14 protein-coding genes and 1 pseudogene are annotated in these 19779 nt (G+C 54.9%); 2 read left to right on the top strand and 13 right to left on the bottom strand.

All coding sequences use genetic code 11. The features are described from left to right. Positions 1–111: 111 nt before the first annotated feature. The 3 genes from GWK63_RS16065 to GWK63_RS16055 form a co-directional block, all read right to left on the bottom strand. On the bottom strand, positions 112–5589 hold the full coding sequence (locus tag GWK63_RS16065; RefSeq protein WP_112209739.1) for a DUF4011 domain-containing protein: 5478 nt from the start codon (positions 5587–5589) through the stop codon (positions 112–114). 863 nt (positions 5590–6452) lie between these two features. Then, complete coding sequence (locus GWK63_RS17575; protein ID WP_083824409.1) at positions 6453–6752, bottom strand: type II toxin-antitoxin system RelE/ParE family toxin; 300 nt, start codon at positions 6750–6752, stop codon at positions 6453–6455. Beyond that, entirely contained in the window at positions 6752–6994 is a 243-nt protein-coding gene (locus GWK63_RS16055) for a type II toxin-antitoxin system ParD family antitoxin (RefSeq protein WP_039998678.1), read from the bottom strand. Before GWK63_RS16055 ends, GWK63_RS17575 begins: the two co-directional genes overlap by 1 nt. A 484-nt stretch (positions 6995–7478) precedes the next feature. Here GWK63_RS16055 and GWK63_RS16050 point away from each other — a divergent pair. Beyond that, positions 7479–7704: pseudogene (locus GWK63_RS16050) on the top strand (IS5/IS1182 family transposase); the annotation flags it as partial. Between the two features lie 24 nt (positions 7705–7728). Here the strand turns inward: GWK63_RS16050 and GWK63_RS16045 are convergent. From GWK63_RS16045 to istA, 8 genes are all read right to left on the bottom strand, one after another. Beyond that, a protein-coding gene (locus GWK63_RS16045; RefSeq protein ID WP_085948976.1) for an IS3 family transposase occupies positions 7729–8879 on the bottom strand; the annotation gives its coding sequence in 2 pieces (ribosomal slippage) (positions 7729–8621 and positions 8621–8879; 1152 coding nt in all). 60 nt (positions 8880–8939) lie between these two features. Then, positions 8940–9098, bottom strand: a complete 159-nt coding sequence (locus GWK63_RS16040) for a hypothetical protein (RefSeq protein WP_156953886.1) — start codon at positions 9096–9098, stop codon at positions 8940–8942. Positions 9099–9465: 367 nt separating this feature from the next. Continuing rightward, on the bottom strand, positions 9466–9837 hold the full coding sequence (locus GWK63_RS16035; protein ID WP_172459683.1) for a hypothetical protein: 372 nt from the start codon (positions 9835–9837) through the stop codon (positions 9466–9468). Then, positions 9812–10774, bottom strand: a complete 963-nt coding sequence (locus GWK63_RS16030) for an RNase A-like domain-containing protein (protein ID WP_007397948.1) — start codon at positions 10772–10774, stop codon at positions 9812–9814. The genes GWK63_RS16035 and GWK63_RS16030 overlap by 26 nt, the downstream gene beginning before the upstream one ends. Positions 10775–11062: 288 nt before the next feature. Next, positions 11063–13453 (bottom strand): copper-transporting P-type ATPase, encoded by a 2391-nt coding sequence (locus GWK63_RS16020; RefSeq protein ID WP_007397949.1) that lies wholly within the window; start codon positions 13451–13453, stop codon positions 11063–11065. Positions 13454–13790: 337 nt separating this feature from the next. Next, entirely contained in the window at positions 13791–14309 is a 519-nt protein-coding gene (locus GWK63_RS16015; RefSeq protein ID WP_083824413.1) for an RES family NAD+ phosphorylase, read from the bottom strand. Further along, positions 14306–14671 carry an antitoxin Xre/MbcA/ParS toxin-binding domain-containing protein gene (locus GWK63_RS16010; protein ID WP_007397951.1) on the bottom strand — a complete coding sequence of 122 codons (366 nt, stop codon included), beginning with the start codon at positions 14669–14671 and terminating at the stop codon, positions 14306–14308. The genes GWK63_RS16015 and GWK63_RS16010 overlap by 4 nt, the downstream gene beginning before the upstream one ends. Before the next feature lie 449 nt (positions 14672–15120). After that, positions 15121–16305, bottom strand: coding sequence for an IS21 family transposase (gene istA, locus GWK63_RS16005; RefSeq protein ID WP_408885786.1), 1185 nt, complete (start codon positions 16303–16305; stop codon positions 15121–15123). 787 nt (positions 16306–17092) lie between these two features. Between istA and GWK63_RS15995 the strand changes: the two genes are divergently transcribed. Next, positions 17093–17563, top strand: a complete 471-nt coding sequence (locus GWK63_RS15995) for a hypothetical protein (RefSeq protein WP_139064302.1) — start codon at positions 17093–17095, stop codon at positions 17561–17563. Between the two features lie 254 nt (positions 17564–17817). Here the strand turns inward: GWK63_RS15995 and GWK63_RS15990 are convergent, their stop codons facing one another. Both GWK63_RS15990 and GWK63_RS15985 read right to left on the bottom strand, forming a co-directional pair. Then, complete coding sequence (locus GWK63_RS15990) at positions 17818–18270, bottom strand: efflux RND transporter permease subunit (RefSeq protein ID WP_276308890.1); 453 nt, start codon at positions 18268–18270, stop codon at positions 17818–17820. 148 nt (positions 18271–18418) lie between these two features. After that, a protein-coding gene (locus GWK63_RS15985) for an IS3 family transposase (RefSeq protein ID WP_085948992.1) occupies positions 18419–19559 on the bottom strand; the annotation gives its coding sequence in 2 pieces (ribosomal slippage) (positions 18419–19319 and positions 19318–19559; 1143 coding nt in all). Positions 19560–19779: the final 220 nt, after the last annotated feature.

Below are 19779 nucleotides of genomic sequence, written 5' to 3'. Positions count from 1 at the left end.
CCCGGTCAGCGTGTGAGTGCTGGTTGTAATCTCCCCAAATGTGCTGGTTGAAAATTCCCCAGTGGCTGGGTCAATTCCTGATGAAAAACCCGGGTCAGTTCTCAGTGAAAATCAACACTCCAGAGCTATGTTGTTTGTGCCATCATGATTTCGGTCATCAGCATGGGATGAAGATGTAGATTCCTCCATGCTATCAGAGATCGGCAGGCCGACCGTCTCGATTACGCGCGCTTCCTTCTCCTCCCTGGCGCGGTTTTCCCTTGATATGGTTAGAAGTTCGTTCAGTTTCTGGTGTATTCGGTCACATTCACGCGGTGCGTTGGTCCACCAATCTGTCGACCAAATTCTCAGGATTACCCAGCCTAGATGTTCCAGAACAGATTGTCTCAGGCGATCGCGGTCTCTTGCAGTGGCACTGCGATGATAGGTTGCGCCGTCGCATTCTATTCCTGCCAGAAAAATTGAAGGCTGATCCGGATCAACAACGCCAAGATCTATACGGAAGCTGGAAACTCCAACCTGCGGCACGATCTGCCACCCCTTATCGCGTAGTAATGACGCGACCTGATATTCAAACAGGCTATCAAAATCACCAACGGAGCCACGGTCTATTCCCGCCAGAGCAGTGGCGCCATGTTCTGCAAATGTCAAAAACTTGCGCAGATCGATTACACCTTGTGCACTTGTACGTTTGATATCGATACTGTCGGCCTTGAAAGACCCGAAAACGACCAGTGCATCACGTGCACGCGTTACAGCCACGTTCAGGCGCCTCTCCCCACCGTCACGATTGAGAGGACCAAAATTCATTGTCATATGGCCGACCTGATCGAGACCGTAGGTCAGCGAAAATAGCATGACATCACGTTCTTCGCCCTGCACATTTTCCAGATTTCGGATCAGAACGGGTTCAACGGTCTCATCACCAAAGAAATGCTCGATATCAGGGTTGCTTTCACGGGCATGATCCAAAAGATCCGTGATGAGCATCTGCTGTTCGCTGTTGAATGTGACTATACCAAGTGAACGGTTTGTTCCATCGCGCAGATAGGCCAACGCCGCGTTAACAACCGCCTGGGCTTCCACTGGATTAGTACGGGCAGCACCTCGCTGATAAACCCCGTCACGTACATAGCGGAATGAAACTGCGCGATCATGTGTGATCGGAGAGGGAAAGGTAACCAGTTGCCCACCATAATAGGCGTGGTTTGAAAAGGTAATCAGGCTTTCGTGCCGACTACGATAATGCCAGTTAAGCCAGACCGAAGGGATCCCCGCCCCCCGACATTCATCAAGAATGGATTCCAAATCACACGTTTCTGCATCCTGTGCATCATCGCTTTCACCTGAGCCGCGTGCAAAGAAATCCGTAGGAGGAAGTTGCTTGGGATCTCCCACCACAATGACCTGGCTACCGCGGCCGATAACGCCAATGGCATCCCATGTAGGGATCTGCGAGGCTTCGTCGAAAATGACCAGATCAAATGGCTGTGCGTCATGCGGAAGATATTGCGCGACGGAGAGCGGACTCATCATGAGGCATGGGGTCAGTTGACGTAAGGCATGAGGCATTCGTTCCGCAAGCTGACGAATAGGAAGGTGGCGCGCTTTTTTGGCGACTTCCCGTGTAACGACCTTATATTCGGCATCCTGTTCACGTGCGCTGGCGTCCGGAATATTTCCAGCCAGGCGTGCACGGGTCAGGTAGGAAGCCATTGTCATGAGTTGGCGATCAAGAGTGCGAAAACGCTCAATGCTTTTTTCGTGCGTTGCGGCAACGAACCCACGTAGAAGCGGGGATTGCTGTACTACACCTGCCAGCCACCAGCGGGCATAATTCGTTTCGAATATCGCAACGGTTTCGTTCGCTGGCACCATTCCCTGCTCAACGGCTTCAACCAGCGGCCGCAGTCCGAGTTCTTCGGCCCGCTGGCATGTCAGCTTCCAATTACACCAGTCCCGCAAATTACGTGATTTATCAATCCAGCCTTTCAGGCGCGTGCATAGGGTAGATAGCCAAGCAGGGTTATCGGTCTGGGCAATGGCATCAAGACCTGTCCCGCTCAATCGGGCCAGTTTCTGAATGTCACTTTCCAGCGTGACGAGAGCTGTCTGGAACTGGATGAGCACAAGCTGGACAGCGCCTCCGTCAACAAGCAGGTCGCGTCCTTCTCCAAACAGGGCCTTAAGGTGGGTTCGCGCTGCCAAAAGTACCGTGACATCAGATATACAAGAAGCAAGCGCGGCACGCGTTGCCTGTCCCCATGCATGACAACGGTCAATAGCTTCAAAATCTGTTTCCAGACCTTTCCATAAGACTGTTCCCACCGTTGCACCATGGGGAGCCGCATCAAGGCCGGTCCGGATCTGTTGAATTTCAATCAGACGTTTGAGTTCATCTTCACAGTCTTCTGGCAGTGAACTGCCAGTATGGGCTTCGAGTGCCTTACGAACGGCTTTCTGAGCCTTGTTTTTGGCTAGGAACTGGAAAACAGATTTCTCTTTAGCGTCATTCCATTTTTTTGACAGGTCATCAAGCTGCAGAGAAAAAACTGTTGATTGCCATTCACAGGCCAGTTCACCTTCAAGTGCCCCGTGCCTGTCAATATGAAGCCGCTCGGCATGAAGGGCATCACGCGTTTCATCCGCATTTTCAGAAAAGGCCCATGCTGCCGCCTCAGGCCTGGTGACCTGCTCGCACAATTTACGAAGATGCTGGAGAGTAGGCAGGGACAGGTCTGACGAAGAAAGACCTAGAGCCTTACGTGCTGCTTCCGCTGCTGCCATGAGATGTTCAGCTGCGGAAAGGACACTTCGTGTGGCGTCAAGGAAATCCTTTTCCCATTGCGGGCCCCATTCCGTTTGCCCTAATCCTGCCAGTTCAGGAATGCTGATGACGTCGCCAATACGTTCATGCACACTGGAAATGTCTTCCGCAGCCTTTTTCAAAGCGGCATATGCCGCTTCGTCATGTGCATCAGGCGTTGGCCATGACAAAGGAATCTCAATAATTTTTATGGCGTCGGCGCGCAGAACTGCACCTATGGCACGATAGGCGGTCCAGCCATTGCGCCACTGACGATGAAGATCATAAACATAAGCATTCAGTTCCGAACGAATATGATCGATCTGATCACGCGTTCTTTGCCAATCACCCTCATTGAACTGCTCAAGAATATTCTGGGCCGTCTGAAACTGTTCCAGAACTGCCATTTTATTGGCTTTAGGGGAAAACAGATCCAGACAGAATTCTGCAAGATGGATCTGCTTAAGCCGGTTACGGACAACTTCCAGTGCGGCACGTTTTTCTGCCACAAACAGCACGGTACGGCCCTGGGCCAGCGTGTTGGCAATAATGTTGGTGATGGTCTGGCTCTTGCCGGTACCCGGTGGCCCGATCAGAACAAAATTTTCCCCTCGGGCAGCACGGGCTACAGCACGTAGCTGGGATGAATCTGCCTCCATCGGGCAGATCAGGTTCGCTCGGGCAAGTGTATCATCAAGCTGTCCATCTGTATCTGCGAAGCCTGAATGAACTGGCGTATCGGGTAACGGTTCTGTTGTTCCGTCAAGAAGACGGCGTGCAACTTCATTGCTGCGCAGGCTGTCTCTTCGATCCTGCAGGTCCTTCCACATCAGGAATTTGGCAAATGAAAGAGTCGTCAGGGTCACAACATCCTGCACTTCCCAACCAGGGACTTTTCTTAAGCCGGCCCGAAAGATATCAATAATGCGACCGACATCCAGCCCGGCCTCATCTTCTGGCAGACTGTCTCCTTCCAGTTCCCGAAAATGCAGGTTGTAGTCATTACGCAGCATTTCCAGAAGGGTAAGGTTAACCCTGCCTTCATCGGCATGGGCACGCAGTTCAAACCCGGACCGAATGCTTCGTCGTTCAAGGACAACCGGCACGAGGATCAGCGGCGCCAGCCACTTTGTGTCTGCTGCCGTCCCGGATGTGTCCCGGGTCCAGGCCAGTGCGCCAATGGTCAGATACAGGATATTGGTGCCACCTTCCTGCTCGGCGGCTTTGGCGCGACGATATAACTCGGTTAATGTTGACTGAAGACCCTTTTCCGTACGTGATACGAGTAGTTCGTGACGTTTCAGGGCTTCCCTGGCATACGCAATAGCCGCATCTTCATGCTGACGATCATGATGCAGAATACCATCACGAGGATCATGTCCGTCCTGCATGACATTGGGCCAGGAACACAGGCGCAAAGCCTTACTTTTCCTGCCATTACGCATTCCAGCCAGGATATTTTCAAGCTCTGCTGGGTCAGGGCAATCAATATGAACGATCTGCTTTTCAGTTTTGGGTAGATTTAGCAATCTATTACGACCGGACATATCGAGAAGCCGCGTGCACCAACGACTGATACGGTCAGCCGGGGTTGCGGGAATCTGTTCTTCAATCTGCTCTGCTGTTTCTTCCCGCAGGGTAGGAGCCGCTTCAAAAACAGGTTGTGGGGCCTCTTGCTGATCAGAGTTTTCCTGTGTTGATGACGGTTGAGCCGCTTCAAAGGAAAGTGGAAGAATACGCCTCAGCCGAGCACGTCGGATGTCGATCACTTCTCGGAAAGTATCCTCCTGATCCTCGTCAGCATGACGAAGCTGCGCTTCCCCTTTCTCACATGCGGCTGCAAAGCCTGGTTTATGAGCATGCGTAACCAGCGTGGTTTCGAATACCTTGATATCGTCGAGTTTCAGACGGTTGCGCAGTGCCGGCAGGTCATTCATGATTGAAGTGACAGCATCTGTTTTTGAAAGCCACACGCCAGAAAAAGCATGTCCTTTTGTCAGAACAATAATAGGATCAAGCCCTGCTGCCTCTAGGCAGGCAGCAAACAGGACTGCAGTGTCGAGGCATGTACCAAGCCGTTCCTCCACAATCTGGGAAGGCAGGCGAACACGCTGACCTGTTTCCATAAAGGAAGCAGGAGGGCTGACATAGGCGATATCAAGCGCGCAAACGACACACCAGATAGCCTGGGCCTGTTCCCACACCCTGCCACGATTGCTCTGGTAACCTTCCAGTCCATGATCTTTTCCGGCCTGCCGCAGGATTTCAGACGCGCTACGCAGGATACGTGAAATCGCCGGATCATTCGGCAGGACAAAAGCAGCAAGAATATCAGGAATGCCCGATAGTCCGCCCCATTCATTTTTGGCTAGCACCCGAATTGTACGCGTTTCTTTTAGCAGTTTATTACCAGCATGCGTGACGGTAAAGCTGACATCCGCATTTGATGCCTCGTTCTGCTGTTGCAACCACGGACCATTAAGACGAACATCCTGCACCTTCAGGGCCCGATATTCGCCTGCGGTAATATGCTGAAGCCGCCATGTATACGGCTGGATAGCCTGTGGTTCCGCGGTCAGGCTGACTTCCAGTTCCGGCCAGCTTTCTGCGGTCTGATTATCAATTGCCAGTTCTAGTAAAAAGGGAACGCTATTCTCCCACAAAGCGGAATTTATGGAATCCTGTAGGGTAATGTTCAGCTGTAATTTAGGATCTTCAGCAATCGTTTCATCTGCGCCGTTCTGATTTATGGTATCAGGATTATCGATAAAATTTTCGGCCATGATTGACTGCTTTTCCTGCTAGAGAGCTGATTCCTGCCTTATTTTTACCTTTAATTTCGGCAACAGGAATATGGCAGATGGATAAAAAAACAGATAATTCTGGGAAATATATAAAATAAATATAAAAATTTCGTATTTATTTTATTCTATATAGTTATATATTATTATAGGAATAGAATTTTTAATATTTTATATAATATATATTATATAAAATACAAATTAATGGTTTCCTGTTTTATTCATGTCGTCGGTGCTGATTCAATCCCGGACGAGCAGGTGGTAGCCCTTCTTTGGGTTAGGATTTAGGTCGCTGTGCCTGGATAAGGTATCGCTGTTACACAGCACCCAATACGCCGATCGTGTTCTTCTACAAATCGGGGTCGGTCAATCGCATGCCCAGTTAAACTACGGGTAGTCCTGCCATAACCATCGCGTAGCGTTGTGGTCAGCGCGTTGATCCCCTATTGCCTCGATCCTTACCTGAATTAGCTTGGGAGAAGTAATGGAACCCACCCTTTCTGTTCTCTGGTGCAGCAGTGCTGGGGCGGAACCAGTAGCTGTCATTTTCTGTTTCGAGGAGGTGTGTCAGACATCCAAAGTGAAATCTAAGCTCCTGCGGTGGGGTCGGCCCGGCGGGCAACATCGTTCATGAACGCGCGTGCTCAATGTCCTTTTCCGTTATCAGGGTTCTGCCAAGAAAGTGGATCGTTCAGAACTTGCAAGTAAACGGGAAGAATATATTTGCTAGTCAACGAACGAGCCTGATTGGAATGGGTTTATTTGTGCAGTTACACGCGACACGATATAACACGTACAGCGCTCGACGACAGAGTTGGCTCACGTGCATTCAAATTTAACCGAGACTAGACATCCGTCATATGGCGTGTGGGGTCCATACGCCCGTGCAGGATGCGGATTACGTCGATAAAGCCATTCTCGTTTACCCGAAAAAAAAGCAGATGAGAGCCGACGAGCATCTTGAGATACCCTTCCCGAATATCGTCGGCAGTCCGTCCATGCCGTGTTCCGTCCGCAAGATCCTGACAGGCTCGCCCAATAGCTCGAACATAGTCATCGGCCTGAGTGGTTCCCCATCGTTGTGCTGAATAATCCCAGATTGCTGAAAGATCGGCTTGAGCTGCTGGCCTTAAAAGGAAACGCATCACCGGAACTGTTTAGCCTTCGCGGCGAGGAAATCTTCTATATCGAACGGCTCGGCTGCACCGGATTGCTCGCCGTCGATCAGGGCAGAGCGGAGAGTTTCAAGTCGTGTCTCCCGCTCTTCAAGAATCCGCAGACCAGCGCGTACGACGTCGCTCGCTGAGCCGTAGCGTCCACCTTTTACCTGCTGGTCTACGAAGTCTGCAAAATGGTCACCGAGTGAGATTGATGTGTTGCGTGCCATGGAGTCCTCCCCCTTGCGTCTAAACGATATACCAATCATTGGTACAATGCCAGCGTACGAACGAGGTAATGTATCGATGCATCCGTTTGTGATGGAGCGACAAAAAAGATGGAGAGGCGAGAGAGGCCATAGGTAAAAATAAGGATGTGTATAGGATGCAATTGGGAAGTGTATTTCCGCGTAAGCAAGGGGAAAGCAGCGTAGACGCAACACGTGCGAACGAAAGTAATCTCTAAAAAGTGATGGTGGTGGCGTAAAATTGGTGGCTCAGGCGCAGCGCAGACAATCGGGTCGTAGATTGGGACTAAAGGCTCATAACCTGAAGGCCGCAGGTTCAAATCCTGCCCCCGCAACCATGAATAAGTCCTTGATTAGACACGATAAACCCGCCCTAACACGGCGGTTTTTTGCGTCCTGAATTCCACTGCAGGAAACAAATGAAAAGGTGGCCTTGTCCCGAACGTGCCCTCAGTTTTAAGTTACGGAAACAGCTTTTGAATGCTCAAGGCGTCTAACAATTCAGGGCTATACGGACCCAGGGGAATCGCCTGAAATTGTCAGGTTGCCCGAGGCCAAACGTACGTGGCTTTGTCCTGCTGCCATGCCGATGGGTCGTTGAACGATCTTTCGCATGAACTACACGATGCCGCAGACTGGGCAAGGATTATGAGCATTATGCTCCAACACGCATAGGTCTTCATGTCATCTGACGTGCCCCCCCTTTTTGTATCCACTCAAAAGGAGAGTTCCCGTTTTTCATGGCTTGGAGTTGATGGAATAGCAAGGGTCTTGGGGGCATGCCCCCGAGACCCTTGTCTGGCGACCTGATCCGGTGTCCTGCCATTCAGTTGGGAATGTGGGCGTACCGTATTGTAGTCTTCCCGCCAGTCAGCCAGAATCTGGCGGGCGTGCGTCAGGGACGTGAACAGCGTTTCGTTGAGACATTCATCCCTGAGCCGGCCATTGAAGCTTTCGACAAACCCGTTCTGCTGCGGCTTCCCCGGGGCGATATAATGCCATTCGACCTGCATCCCGTCGGCCCATTTCAGAATGGCTTGGGATGTGAATTCCGTCCCGTTGTCGCTGACAATCATGAGGGGTTTGCCATATCGCTCCACCAGAGTTGTCAGTTCCCGCGCCACACGTCCGCCTGACAGCGATGTGTCGGCAACCAATGCCAGGTTCTCCCGGCTGAAATCGTCGATAACAGCCAGAATGCGGAACCGGCGGCCACAGATCAGGGCGTCGGACACAAAATCCAGGCTCCAACGCTGCCCAGGTTCCTGGGGGACGGTCATGGGAGAACGCGTTCCCAATGCTCGCTTTCGGCCTCCCCGATGACGGACTTTCAGCCCCTCCTCCTGATAGAGGCGGAACAGCTTCTTATGATTGGGTGTGAGGCCTTCCCGCGCCAGAAGATAGCTCAGGCGACGGTATCCAAAGCGGCGCCGCTGGCCCGCTAGTTCCCGCAGACGCTGGCGCAGGACGACATCGTCCGCCCTGGTCGAAATATAGCGCGCAACACGGCGGGCAAGACCGACAAGCGCACAGGCACGGCGTTCACTCAGGGCCAGAACACCGCGAATATGGTCGACCGCCTGCCGCTTGGCGACAGGCGTCACCACTTTTTTCCAACGATTTCCTTCAGCGCTGCATTATCCAGCATGGCATCCGCCAGAAGACGTTTCAGGCGGCTGTTTTCATCTTCCAGCGCCTTCAGCCGTTTGGCCTCGGACACTTCAAGACCACCATAGCGGGTCTTCCATTTGTAGAAAGTTGCGTCACTGATCCCGTGTTTCCGGCAAAGATCAGGGACCTTCAGCCCAGCCTCCTGTTTCTTCAGGATCCCTATGATCTGCTCTTCCGTAAAGCGACTGCGTTTCATCCGTCCGTATCCTTCTCGATCGGACTCTACTTTAAAATGGGCACATTTTCGGGGGGCGCGTCATTCAGGCTCAACTGTTGGAATGATACCAAGCAAAGCTTTACTGATGCGGTCGATTTCCGCATCGGTGCAGGCCAGTAAGGTGCGCAGTTCCCGTATCGTTTCTTTTTTGAATGAGAGTCCTCGGGTTTGCGGTTCCTCCTGAATGACTTCATCCAAAGTATATCCGAAAGTATCTGCATCCTATCCTAAAGAAATGGTTCCAAGTTCGCTTAGACGAGGAAACATATCATGAAGATCATATTTAGTTAAGTTGGACGGTATAGACATAATATGTCATCCCATTGTGTTCTTTTTTGTAATTGAAATTTTGATGCGCTATGCATTACTGCGCTTCCGACCTACATACTGAACGACGATAGTCCCTCTTACATAAGTATATATTTCAATCTGCGTTCTTCTTACTTTTAAGTTGAAAATAAAATGACGGGACGGTGCGCCTTCATAAACCGGTTCCGGAGATACACCTTGGTCGAATCAACATGCGTTTCTACATAAGTATTGGCGGATAACCTGCTTATCCGGCTCAGGTGTCTCCTTGTTCCTGCACCTCGGGATCATGTTCAAAGGCATGTAGGACGGCAGACCAGAATGCGCGTAGGCTGGGAAAACGACCCCAGTTGGGTGGTTCTTCAACATCAGCAGTGGGATCTATGCGGATCAAGGCCCAGGTAACATGGTCGATTTCCGCATCGGTGCAGGCCAGTAAAGTTTTTAATTCGGCGATCGTTTGCAGTTTGAACGGAAGGTCATGCGTTCGCGGTCCGCACTGGATTGCTTCCTCCAGCGTATCTCCAAACATATCGGCATCTTCGCCTAAAGAACTGGCGCCCAGGTCATCCAGACGCTTAAATATTTTACAAATACGAAAGTTATTTAAGTCTAACAGTCTGCACATAGTAAATCATCCCATTATGTTCTTTTTTAGTAATTGTAACCGTTATATATCGCGCAGCTTTGCGTACCCGATCGGTGTTCTCGACAACAATAGCCCCGCTGCCTGAAAGATGTCCTTCAACGTGAACTGAACTTCCATCTCTGGCGTCCATGAGCCATGCATCAATCTTATGGGAATGATCCCGCAGCACTGCGTGAATAGCACGTTCAGCCTCTTCCTTCGAGATGAAGAATGAAATGACCGGATGTCTCTCCTTTGTAAACCGGCGCTCGATATATGCCTCGGTCGGGTCAACGTGTTTCAGCAGCACATGCCCGCCTGCCTTGCGGTTATGGGCCGGCGCCTCATGATGGTTGAGGTCAAGCCGGTTCTGCCGATGCGGTGAGAGGAGGTTCTGGTTGGCGGGTGTCCGTGTGGGCTGGGCCATGCGTTGCACAGGCCGGTGGAAGTGCTCCGTCGTGATGTCGTCCTGCCTGAAGGCAAGGCGGTTTGCATCTGCCGTGGCAACACGCATGGCCCGCGTTGCCGCGAAATGCGCTGCCGCATGGAGTATGCCAGCGGGAATCATGGCATCCGCAGCCTGACCGGCCAGATCGGCAACAGCAGGGGGCGCATGGGCCTTCAGCATCATGGCATGCACCGCGCGTTCGGTCAGGGTGTGCGGTTCGGTGCCATTTTTCCATGCCTGCTGTCCGGCGGCCATCATGTCGGCGCCATGGGCCGCAAGCGCAATGCCGCCAACTTTGCTGAGCAACGGTTCAGGGGTAGCCATCAGGCCTGCGGCACCGGCCATTTCCGCAGCGCCCAAGCCCATCGTGGCCAGAGCTTCGGCCCTGTTGATACTTTCGTGGCCTGGCAGGTATCGCCTGACGACGCTGACGAGTTGATGTTCGCTCATGACGAATGTCAGGGCGGGATGCTGGTTGGTATTCGACATGATATGTCCTGAAATACAAGCACAAAAAAGCCCGCCGGTCAGGGCGGGCTTTACGTGTGTATGGATGATCTTACGGCTGCGTATATTGCAGTTTTTTTGGGGGGATCATAAATTTATGGGAGAGTTCGGATCAGTGAGTGTCACAATTCGAACTGTATTTAGTATAGCAGTAAAAACCTGCATACAGGGAGCAAAAAATACAAGTTGATCTGCTCCTTTAGCGTAGTCCGTTTTGGCAGAACCTTTAATAGTACACAGAAGTCCGCAATGAAAGCGACAGCGGACCAATTATATGGAACCGGTATGGTGTGGGTCCGTAGGGCGCCTTGCCGCCACCGGTTCTTTTCCGAGCCTGAGAGCATTGGTGACGACCGTGACGGATGACAGGGCCATGGCGGCGCCCGCGATCATGGGCGAGAGCAGCATGCCGAAAACCGGGTAGAGGGCGCCTGCCGCGACCGGGATGCCGATCCCGTTGAACAGGAACGAGAAGGCGAGGTTTTGCCGAATATTGCGCATGGTGGCATGCGCCAGCATCCGGGCGCGGACCAGGGCACCAAGGCTTCCGTGCGCCAGCGTGATCCCCGCACTCTCGATGGCGACGTCCGTTCCGGTGCCCATGGCGATGCCGACGGAGGCCGCCGCCAGGGCGGGTGCGTCGTTCACGCCGTCGCCTGTCATGGCCACACGCGCGCCGGATGCCTCCAGACGTCGGATGATGTCCGCCTTGTCCTGCGGCTTCAGCCCGGCATGGATTTCCGCGATATGGCCTGCGGCCTTCGCCACCGCTTTCGCGGTCGTCTCGTTATCGCCGGTCAGCATAACAATGCGCAGACCGTCGGCATGCAATGCCGCAAGGGCGGCCTGCGTATCCGCCCGTAGGGGATCGGCCACGGCTATCAGCCCCGCTAGTTTTCCGTCGATCGCCACGAACATCACGCCCGCGCCACCCTGCCGCCGTGCCGTGGCGGCAGCCTCCAGCGGTGTTGTGTCAGCACCGGCCTGTTTCAGCCGCTCGGCATTGCCAATCACCACCTGATGGCCGTCTACCGTGCCGCTGATACCAAGGCCGGGCTGCGAGGCGAAATCACTGACCGGCGCGGGATCGCCGTGACGATCCTTCAGCGCGCGCACCACGGCCTGGGCCAGAGGGTGCTGCGATTGTGCTTCGACCGAGGCAGCCAGGCGCAGTACGTCGGTCTCCTGCCAGCCTTCTGTCACGTCAAGGCCGATCAGCCGCGGGTGCCCTTCCGTCAGCGTGCCTGTCTTGTCCACCACCAGCGTGTCCACCTTGTCCAGCGCCTGCAATGCTTCGGCATTGCGGACCAGAACACCCTCGCGCGCTCCGCGTCCGGTGCCGACCATGATGGACATCGGCGTGGCCAGACCCAGCGCGCAGGGGCAGGCGATGATTAGGACCGATATGGCATTGAGCAGCGCATGGCCGAAGCGTGGCGCGGGGCCTGTGACATACCAGACAATGAAGGTCAGCACGGAAATAGCCAGCATCAGCGGCACAAACCAGCCCGATATCCGGTCAGCAACGGTCTGGATCGGCGCGCGGGAGCGCTGCGCGGCCGCGACCATCTTTACAATGCGGGCCAGCATGGTGTCGCTGCCTACGGCCTGTGCCTCGATTTCCAGGCTGCCAGTGCCGTTGATGGTGCCCCCCGTAACCGGGTCGCCGGGCTTTTTCGCCACGGGTGCAGGCTCACCGCTGATCATCGATTCATCAATGCTGGACGTGCCGGAGATCACCAACCCATCAACCGGAACGGACTCGCCTGGCCTGATGCGCAGCCGGTCGCCCTTCACGACGTCCTCGACCGCCACGTCGTTCTCGTGGCCGTCTGGACCGACGCGGTGCGCCTGCTTCGGCGTGAGATCGAGCAGGGCACGGATGGCGTTGCCGGTTGCGGCGCGGGCGCGCAGTTCCAGGATCTGGCCCAGCAGCACGAGCGCCACCACAACGCCCGCTGCTTCGTAATAGACCGGCAGCGTGCCGTCCATCTGCCGGAAGGTTGCAGGAAAGGCCGCTGGCGCGAGCGTGGCTGCGAGGCTGTAGCCGAACGCCGCGCCGGTACCGAACATGATCAGGGTGAACATATTGAAATGGCCGGTGCGCAGTGAGGCGAGGCCACGCTGGAAGAACGGCAGCCCGGCCCAGCCGACGATAGGCAGCGTGAGCGCCAACTGGATCCACGGTGAAAGGGCAGGTGGCACGAGATGCAGGCCGATATCGCCGCCCATGGCAATGGCCATGAGCGGGATGGCAAGGGCGGCGGCTACGATCAGGCGGTGCGTGAAGTCCTTCAGCTCCGGATTGTCATCATGCTGTCCGGTCGGTTCCTCCGGCTCCAGCGCCATGCCGCAAAGCGGGCAGCTTCCCGGATGGTCCTGCCGGATCTGCGGATGCATGGGGCAGGTCCAGATCGTGTGGCCTGCTGCTGGCGGCAAGGCGGCGGTCCGGGGCGTATGGCGGTCCTGATCATGGCAGGCCATATCGTGAACTGCCCGGTCGTGGCCCATTCCCTTCATTGGCACCATGGTATCGGGGCTGCTCATCGGCTGAAGTGTCATGCCGCATATCGGGCATTTCCCAGGATGCGCTTCCCTGATATCCGGATGCATTGGACAGGTCCAAACGGCGCCAGATGTGGACATATGCTGACCGTCCATCTGCTGTTTACCTGACATGCGATCTCTCCTGACGGACGCAACATAGCTGAGGAAGAAGGAAACGTCTGTGCCGGAGATTCGGCAACCGATGGTACAACGGCAATCGGGTCGGTGAATGAAGACGGGCTGAAGCTGTTATCCGACCGGTCGCGCACGGCATCCATCGCGTGACGCGCACTCGCTCTGTGCGATGCTTTTGAGGCCGCCCCGCATATTGTCCTGATCGAACTGGTGCACTCGTTGGCTCGCCATTTATTAAGTGCCCGATAGCCTACCTGACAGGGTTGCCGACGGATAACGCTGGCAATTCTGCCCCGTTTTGCCGCCGGAGGTCGGCTTACGGCCACGACATATCGGTCCTGGGCAGACGTCCTTCATCGTCAATGACGATCACGCGGGAAGGCAGGTCGCCTGACCACTTCCAGAAGATGAGATTTTGGTCGTTTTTCGTCGCTCCGGGGGCAAAGCTCGGAACGATGATGCCAGCTATTTTATTGGCGATGAGTGTCTTTGCCAGTTCCCATGATGGTGGCGTCTTGCCCTGGTCGGCAAGATCTTCCCAGGGACAGGCGAGGGCAGAGGAGGAGAATCCGAGATTATCAAGATTGGGCGGGTCGGTCAGATCGAGGACGGGTTCGCTATCGACGTCATAGGCACAGATGGTCAGGGGCTGGGGCTTGAACGGGAAGCCTTGCTGGGCCTCGAGCCAGGCAGTCTCCATCCGCAGTGATGTGTAAAGGGCAGGTGTGCCGACCGGGTTGAACCGTCCTCCATGCAATGCCGCACCGTCGCCGGATAAGGGTGTAAAGGACCAGCGGGGATTATGAGCCCGGAATACCCGTCCGGTAAACCTCACGCGTAACCGCCGGTTGCAATCCGATCGAGATAGCGCCGGACGGCGTCGGCGCGTCCTTCCCGGACGAGCGCCTCGGCAGTCTGATCACCGAAGGAAGGCAAGGGCTGTGACCGGTACCATGCGAAAGCCTGCTGGGCTGAGCCCGCCCATGGCCGGACGCGATTGAGGATCTCGACCATGTCGCGCAGCCTCGCCTGGGTGGCGGGGCGGCCGAGGCGGGCGCTTTTGGAGACGGCATCGCGGGACAGGCCCAAGGTGGCAGCCAGTTCGCCACGAGTGATATGCAGCATGCTACTCAGCCGTTCGGCCGCGATCAGTCCGGACGGATCGTAGGCATCGGAGAGAAACGTGGTCTCAGACATGACAGATTGCCTCACATATTGACCATAGAATGGGATTATATATGAGGCGGTCTGTCTATGACAAGGATTCCAATTGGACATGCCCATGCGCTTTGGCATGATTACTTTGTCACGCGGCGAGACGGGGTATCTCGCGGTCCACCAATCGCAAGTATCGTTGGTTGCCTTCCCCCGCAACCATACCGAACATACTCATATCTAACAAAAAATGCCGCCCTCAGAGGCGGCTTTTTTTGTGCCCGGAACACGCCGCAGGATGCACATAGGATGCAAATGGGAGTGAAACTCCAGCGTAGGTTGGGCTTGTAACGAGGATTTTCACGATGGCGTGAGGTTTATCGGCGGCCTTATTGATCAGTGGAAATTGCGCGATCTGACGACGATTGTAAATGCTGTTTCAAAATTCCCCACATGTGCTGTCGGAAAATTCCCCAGCACGGATATGGTGATCAGCCATTGAGGTGATCGATAGCTCCATGCTTTGGGGGCCTACCGCGGCGCTTTGGCGCTGCCGGTGGCATCAGATTGGCGTGGGCCCGTGTATGCTCGGGGATCAGATCGGCATGCTGGCGCAGGCGATAGCTGGCACCTTCGATGTGGACGACGACAGCATTGAAGATCAGGACTTCATGTGTATGGTGCTGGATCTCGACCACGCGACGGCGGGCAGTGTCAGGCACACTGTAATAATTGCCGGCCACCGCCACCATCCCCTCGCGGCTGATCCGCCGCTCGACGCTCAGAACAGCATCGTAGCGCAGGGCAGGCAATGGATGCAGATGGGGCTGCTCCTGTGCAAAATGCTCCTGCACGATCCGCCCGGTGGTGGCATGTGCCCGCGCGTTGGCGATATCCGCGCGCCAGACGTCGAACTGGGCGTTGAGGTCATCGAGATCATGGAAGCTGCGGCCAAGGAAGAAGTCCTGACGGATGTAGCGGAAGGGTCGCTCGACCTTGCCCTTGGTCTTGGCGCGATAGGGCTGGCAGGCTCTGGGGGCGCTGCCATAATGGGCCAGAAGCGCCACCAGCGAGGCATTGTAGGTCACCACGCCCGCATCATCCTCACCGATGACAGCGGTCTTCATGCGATCGTAGAGAATTTCCGTGCAGCAGCCCGCCATCGCCTCGAAGGCGGCGATGTGGCAACGCATCACTGTTTCCAGACCCTGGTTCGGGCAGAAACGTCCCCACAGCCAGCGACTGTGCCCCAGCACCATGCTGAACAACCAGACCTTGCGCACGATGCCTGGCTCGCCGGTGAAGACTGTCTGGAATTCCGCAAAATCGACCTGCGCCTGAACGCCGGCTCCGGTCTCGAAGCGCCGCTCATAAGGCCTGGGCAGCGGGGGGCGGATTTGCCGGAGATATTCCGTCAGCGATGAATAGGCACCGTCATATCCCATGTCGCGAATTTCACGATGCAGCCTGCGCGATGAAAGTCCGGGATAACTTGCCATCCGCTCCAACAGATAGGTTCGATAAGGTTCTGCTGCGCTGGCCACCGGTTTACGCGGTGCATAGGCTGGAGTCTCCAGCCCATTGGCCAGATACTTCTTCACTGTCTTGCGATCGAGCCCTGTCTGGCGCGCGATGGCGCTGATGCTGAGCCCCTGTCTTTTGAGTTCCTGGATCAAAACGACCTCCCTGAGTCCTATCACCTGCTCGCCCTTCCTTTGGCATCAGCAGGGATAAATGTGCCGCGTGATCGTCATGGGGGCATGCCCCCATGACGATCACGCACAGTCCTCAAACTGGGGAATTTTCAACCAGCACATTTGGGGAGATTACAACCAGCACTCACATGGAGGGCGTTCTTGACGAGATCATGGCCCTGCGACCGGAAAACCGGTCGTTCTGGAACTGACTGAACGAGAGCCGATGAGCGATCCCGTGTGCAAGGCTGGATGGGATGAAAACGGGGGTTCCTGCACACGGAGATGAATGATGGCGCGATCGTGCTGTTTACGCTGGACCTGAAGTGGCTGCAGTTGCGTCTACAGGTGAACTCGAAAGGGCGTGCCGAACGCGGCCGTGCCATGCTGTAGGCTGGCCTGGGAGATCTCGTGCGCGCGCCGCTCACGCAGATCATGACGCCGACGCAGGCGATGAAAGACCGGGGCCTACCCTTGCGACCGGGCCTTAGCGACCCGCCCGTGTGCGATACCTAGTTCGTCGCAACAAAGATAGCTGAACAGGACTGGACTCCCGAATTGGCACAAGTAATCGGCGTGGTCTGGAGGTGGCTATCTGACCACGGCTGCTTCGTCGCGACCTGCGCGGAATACGTGCGGAGCTTCCTCCTGGGCGCCGCACAGCAGCTTACAAACGGAGTTTAAACCGGATATTCGGCAGCAAAAAGCCGTAATGTTTTAGCCGCAACGATATTTTTTTGATTTGACTTTTTGTGGACTAGGCCACTAAATGACGGTGATCCTCCACCGGATCATGTTTTTATGCAACTTTGACCTTCATCGGTCACTCTTTTGGGAGGCTAATTTGGCCGCGCTACCGAATCAACACCGGTTGACTGCAGAGCAGTCAGCTATCGTTATACTTTATGTGATCGACCATTACCGTCGCGAAAAAGGAAAAGACATTACGCGCCTTCGTTTTTCAAAAGCGACAATGCGTAAACTGTGCATCCGGAGAAATTTACACGAAAGTTTCGCTGCAGAGGTGATCGTGGAACTCGCGGAATGGGGTTGGACAATGTTTCCTGCCGGTGATGATTTTGCCTTGATACAGACGTCAGTTCTCTCGAGTTGGCTGCGACTTGGAAGCAAGCGAGTTGCTGCGGAGCGAAAGCGCCTCCGATCTGGTGACTTCAAGGTTTTGCAGGAGATGCTGAAGAAAATTGACTTGCCTCCGCTGGAGGACGAAGACGACGATTAGTATGTGTAGGCAGGGGCGCTTTGTAGCGCTCCTGTTTTTCTACATCTAGATTTGCAGAGTGGCTGCTTTCGCTAAATAAGAAGGTAACCAGCAGTGACGAAGATGGGCGCAAAGTGGCTGTCACAACGCAGTTGAATGAACAGCAGGAAATATCGTCAGGGACATCCAAAGCGGTGGGACGGTTTACCCCGCTTACCTGTCTCTCTCGCGAATGGAGTGGCTCGCTGTAAGCGAAGAAGTTTGCCCACAGCGCGTCATATCGTTTTGCCACGGCGCGGCTTGACCACCGTATAGACCGAGGGTAGCACGAACAGCGTCATGCTGGTACCAACGATCATGCCAACGACGATCACCGTTCCCAATCCAAAGCGACTATTCGCGCCCGCACCGGTAGCGATGACCAGGGGCGCAAGACCTACGACCATTGCTGCTGTGGTCATGATGATCGGTCGGAAACGGATGGCGGCGGCCGTCTCGATTGCTGTCCTGCGGTCTACATTGTCACGATGAAGGATCTCGTTTGCGAACTCGACCATCAGGATGCCATGCTTACTGAGCAGTCCGATCAACGTAATGAGTCCGATTTCGGTATAGATATTTAAGGTCGTCACACCGAGGGCGAGTGGAATAAGGGCACCGAACACGGATAACGGCACACTGACTAGGATGAGGACTGGATCGGTGAAGCTGTTGTACTGAACCGACAGGACGAGATAGATGGCAATCAGTGCGAAAAGGAACGCAAAAATCAGTGCGTTTCCTTCCTGTACATGTAGCCGGGCGGGAACTCCGCTGCCTTTGCCTTCAGGAAGCTCACGGCGTCATTCATCGTCACACTGAGTAGCCCCTAATTTTCTAGACGCCTTGAGCATTCAAAATCTGCTGTTGTTCGAACTGCACGGGTGACAGCATCCCGTTCCTGACGTGCTTGCGCACCGGGTTATAGAACATTTCGATATAGTCAAACACGTCCTGCCGGGCTTCCTGGCGCGTTTTGTAAGTTCGACGCCGGATGCGCTCGCGCTTGAGCGATGAGAAAAAACTTTCCGCTACAGCATTGTCGTGGCAATTGCCGCGGCGGCTCATCGAGTGTTCCAGATTGTGAGCCCGTATGAAGGCAGTCCAGTCCATGCTGGTGAACTGACTGCCCTGATCGGAGTGGATCAGCACCCGGCTTTTGGGCTTTCGTCGCCAGATGGCCATATGGAGCGCCTGCAGTACCACATCCGAGGTCTGGCGGCTCTGCATCGACCAGCCCACCACACGACGCGAATAGAGGTCGAGCACGACAGCAAGGTAGGCAAATCCTTCCAGGGTGCGGATGTAGGTGATGTCTGTGACCCATACCCTGTCGGGCGCCTCGACATCAAACTGCCGGGCCAGCGTGTTGTCGATGACGAGGGATGGCCTGCCACTATGGCTACCTGGCCGTCGCCTGTAGCCAATCTGTGCCTTGATATCCGCCAGTTTTGTCAGCCGTGCCACGCGGTTCGGACAGCAGGTCTCGCCCTGATCGAGCAGATCATCGTGCAGCTTACGGTAGCCATAAACCCTGCCGCTGTCGTGCCAGGCCTGACGGATCAACGTGGTCTGTCGGGCGTCCTCGCGAGCCCGTTGGCTCAGCGGCTCCTTCCGCCAGGCATAATACCCACTGGGCTGCACGGCCAGACAGCGGCACCTTGCCCGAATTCCAAAATGATCGCGATGCTCGGCAATGAAGGCGTATCTCACTTTGCATCCCTGGCGAAATACGCGGCGACTTTTTTAGGATGTCGCGCTCCTCGGTTACCCGGGCCAGTTCGCGCTTCAGTTGCCGGATCTCGGCATCTTTGCCGGTATCGCCTGATGCCATCTTCGCGAATTGCCGCTTCCACGCATATAGCGAATGTGTACTGACCCCGAGCCGCTGCGAAACTTCCGCTACCGGATATCCCCGCTCGGTAATCTGCGCCACCGCATCACGCTCGAACTCATCACTGAAATTGGGCTTCCCCATCAACGCCTCCTGTCTTCATTTTTAGGAGCCTGGGCGTCCAGAAATCTAGGGGCTACTCAGTTCCGCTGGCACTTGCTGACACAGCGCGCCGTCATCTGGCTGGCTGGGGATATGATATAATCTGGCGGACCTATCCCATGGATCATACAATCATCGAGGCCGAAATCCGGGATCTGAACATCTGGCTGTCTGACGTGTTGAAGCCTACGACCCTCTGAGA

The sequence above is a fragment of the Komagataeibacter rhaeticus genome (assembly GCF_011611525.1).
GTDB classification, from domain to species: Bacteria; Pseudomonadota; Alphaproteobacteria; order Acetobacterales; family Acetobacteraceae; genus Komagataeibacter; species Komagataeibacter rhaeticus.
Note: the sequence above shows the minus strand (reverse complement) of the source record. Positions and strands in the feature narration are given on the sequence as shown.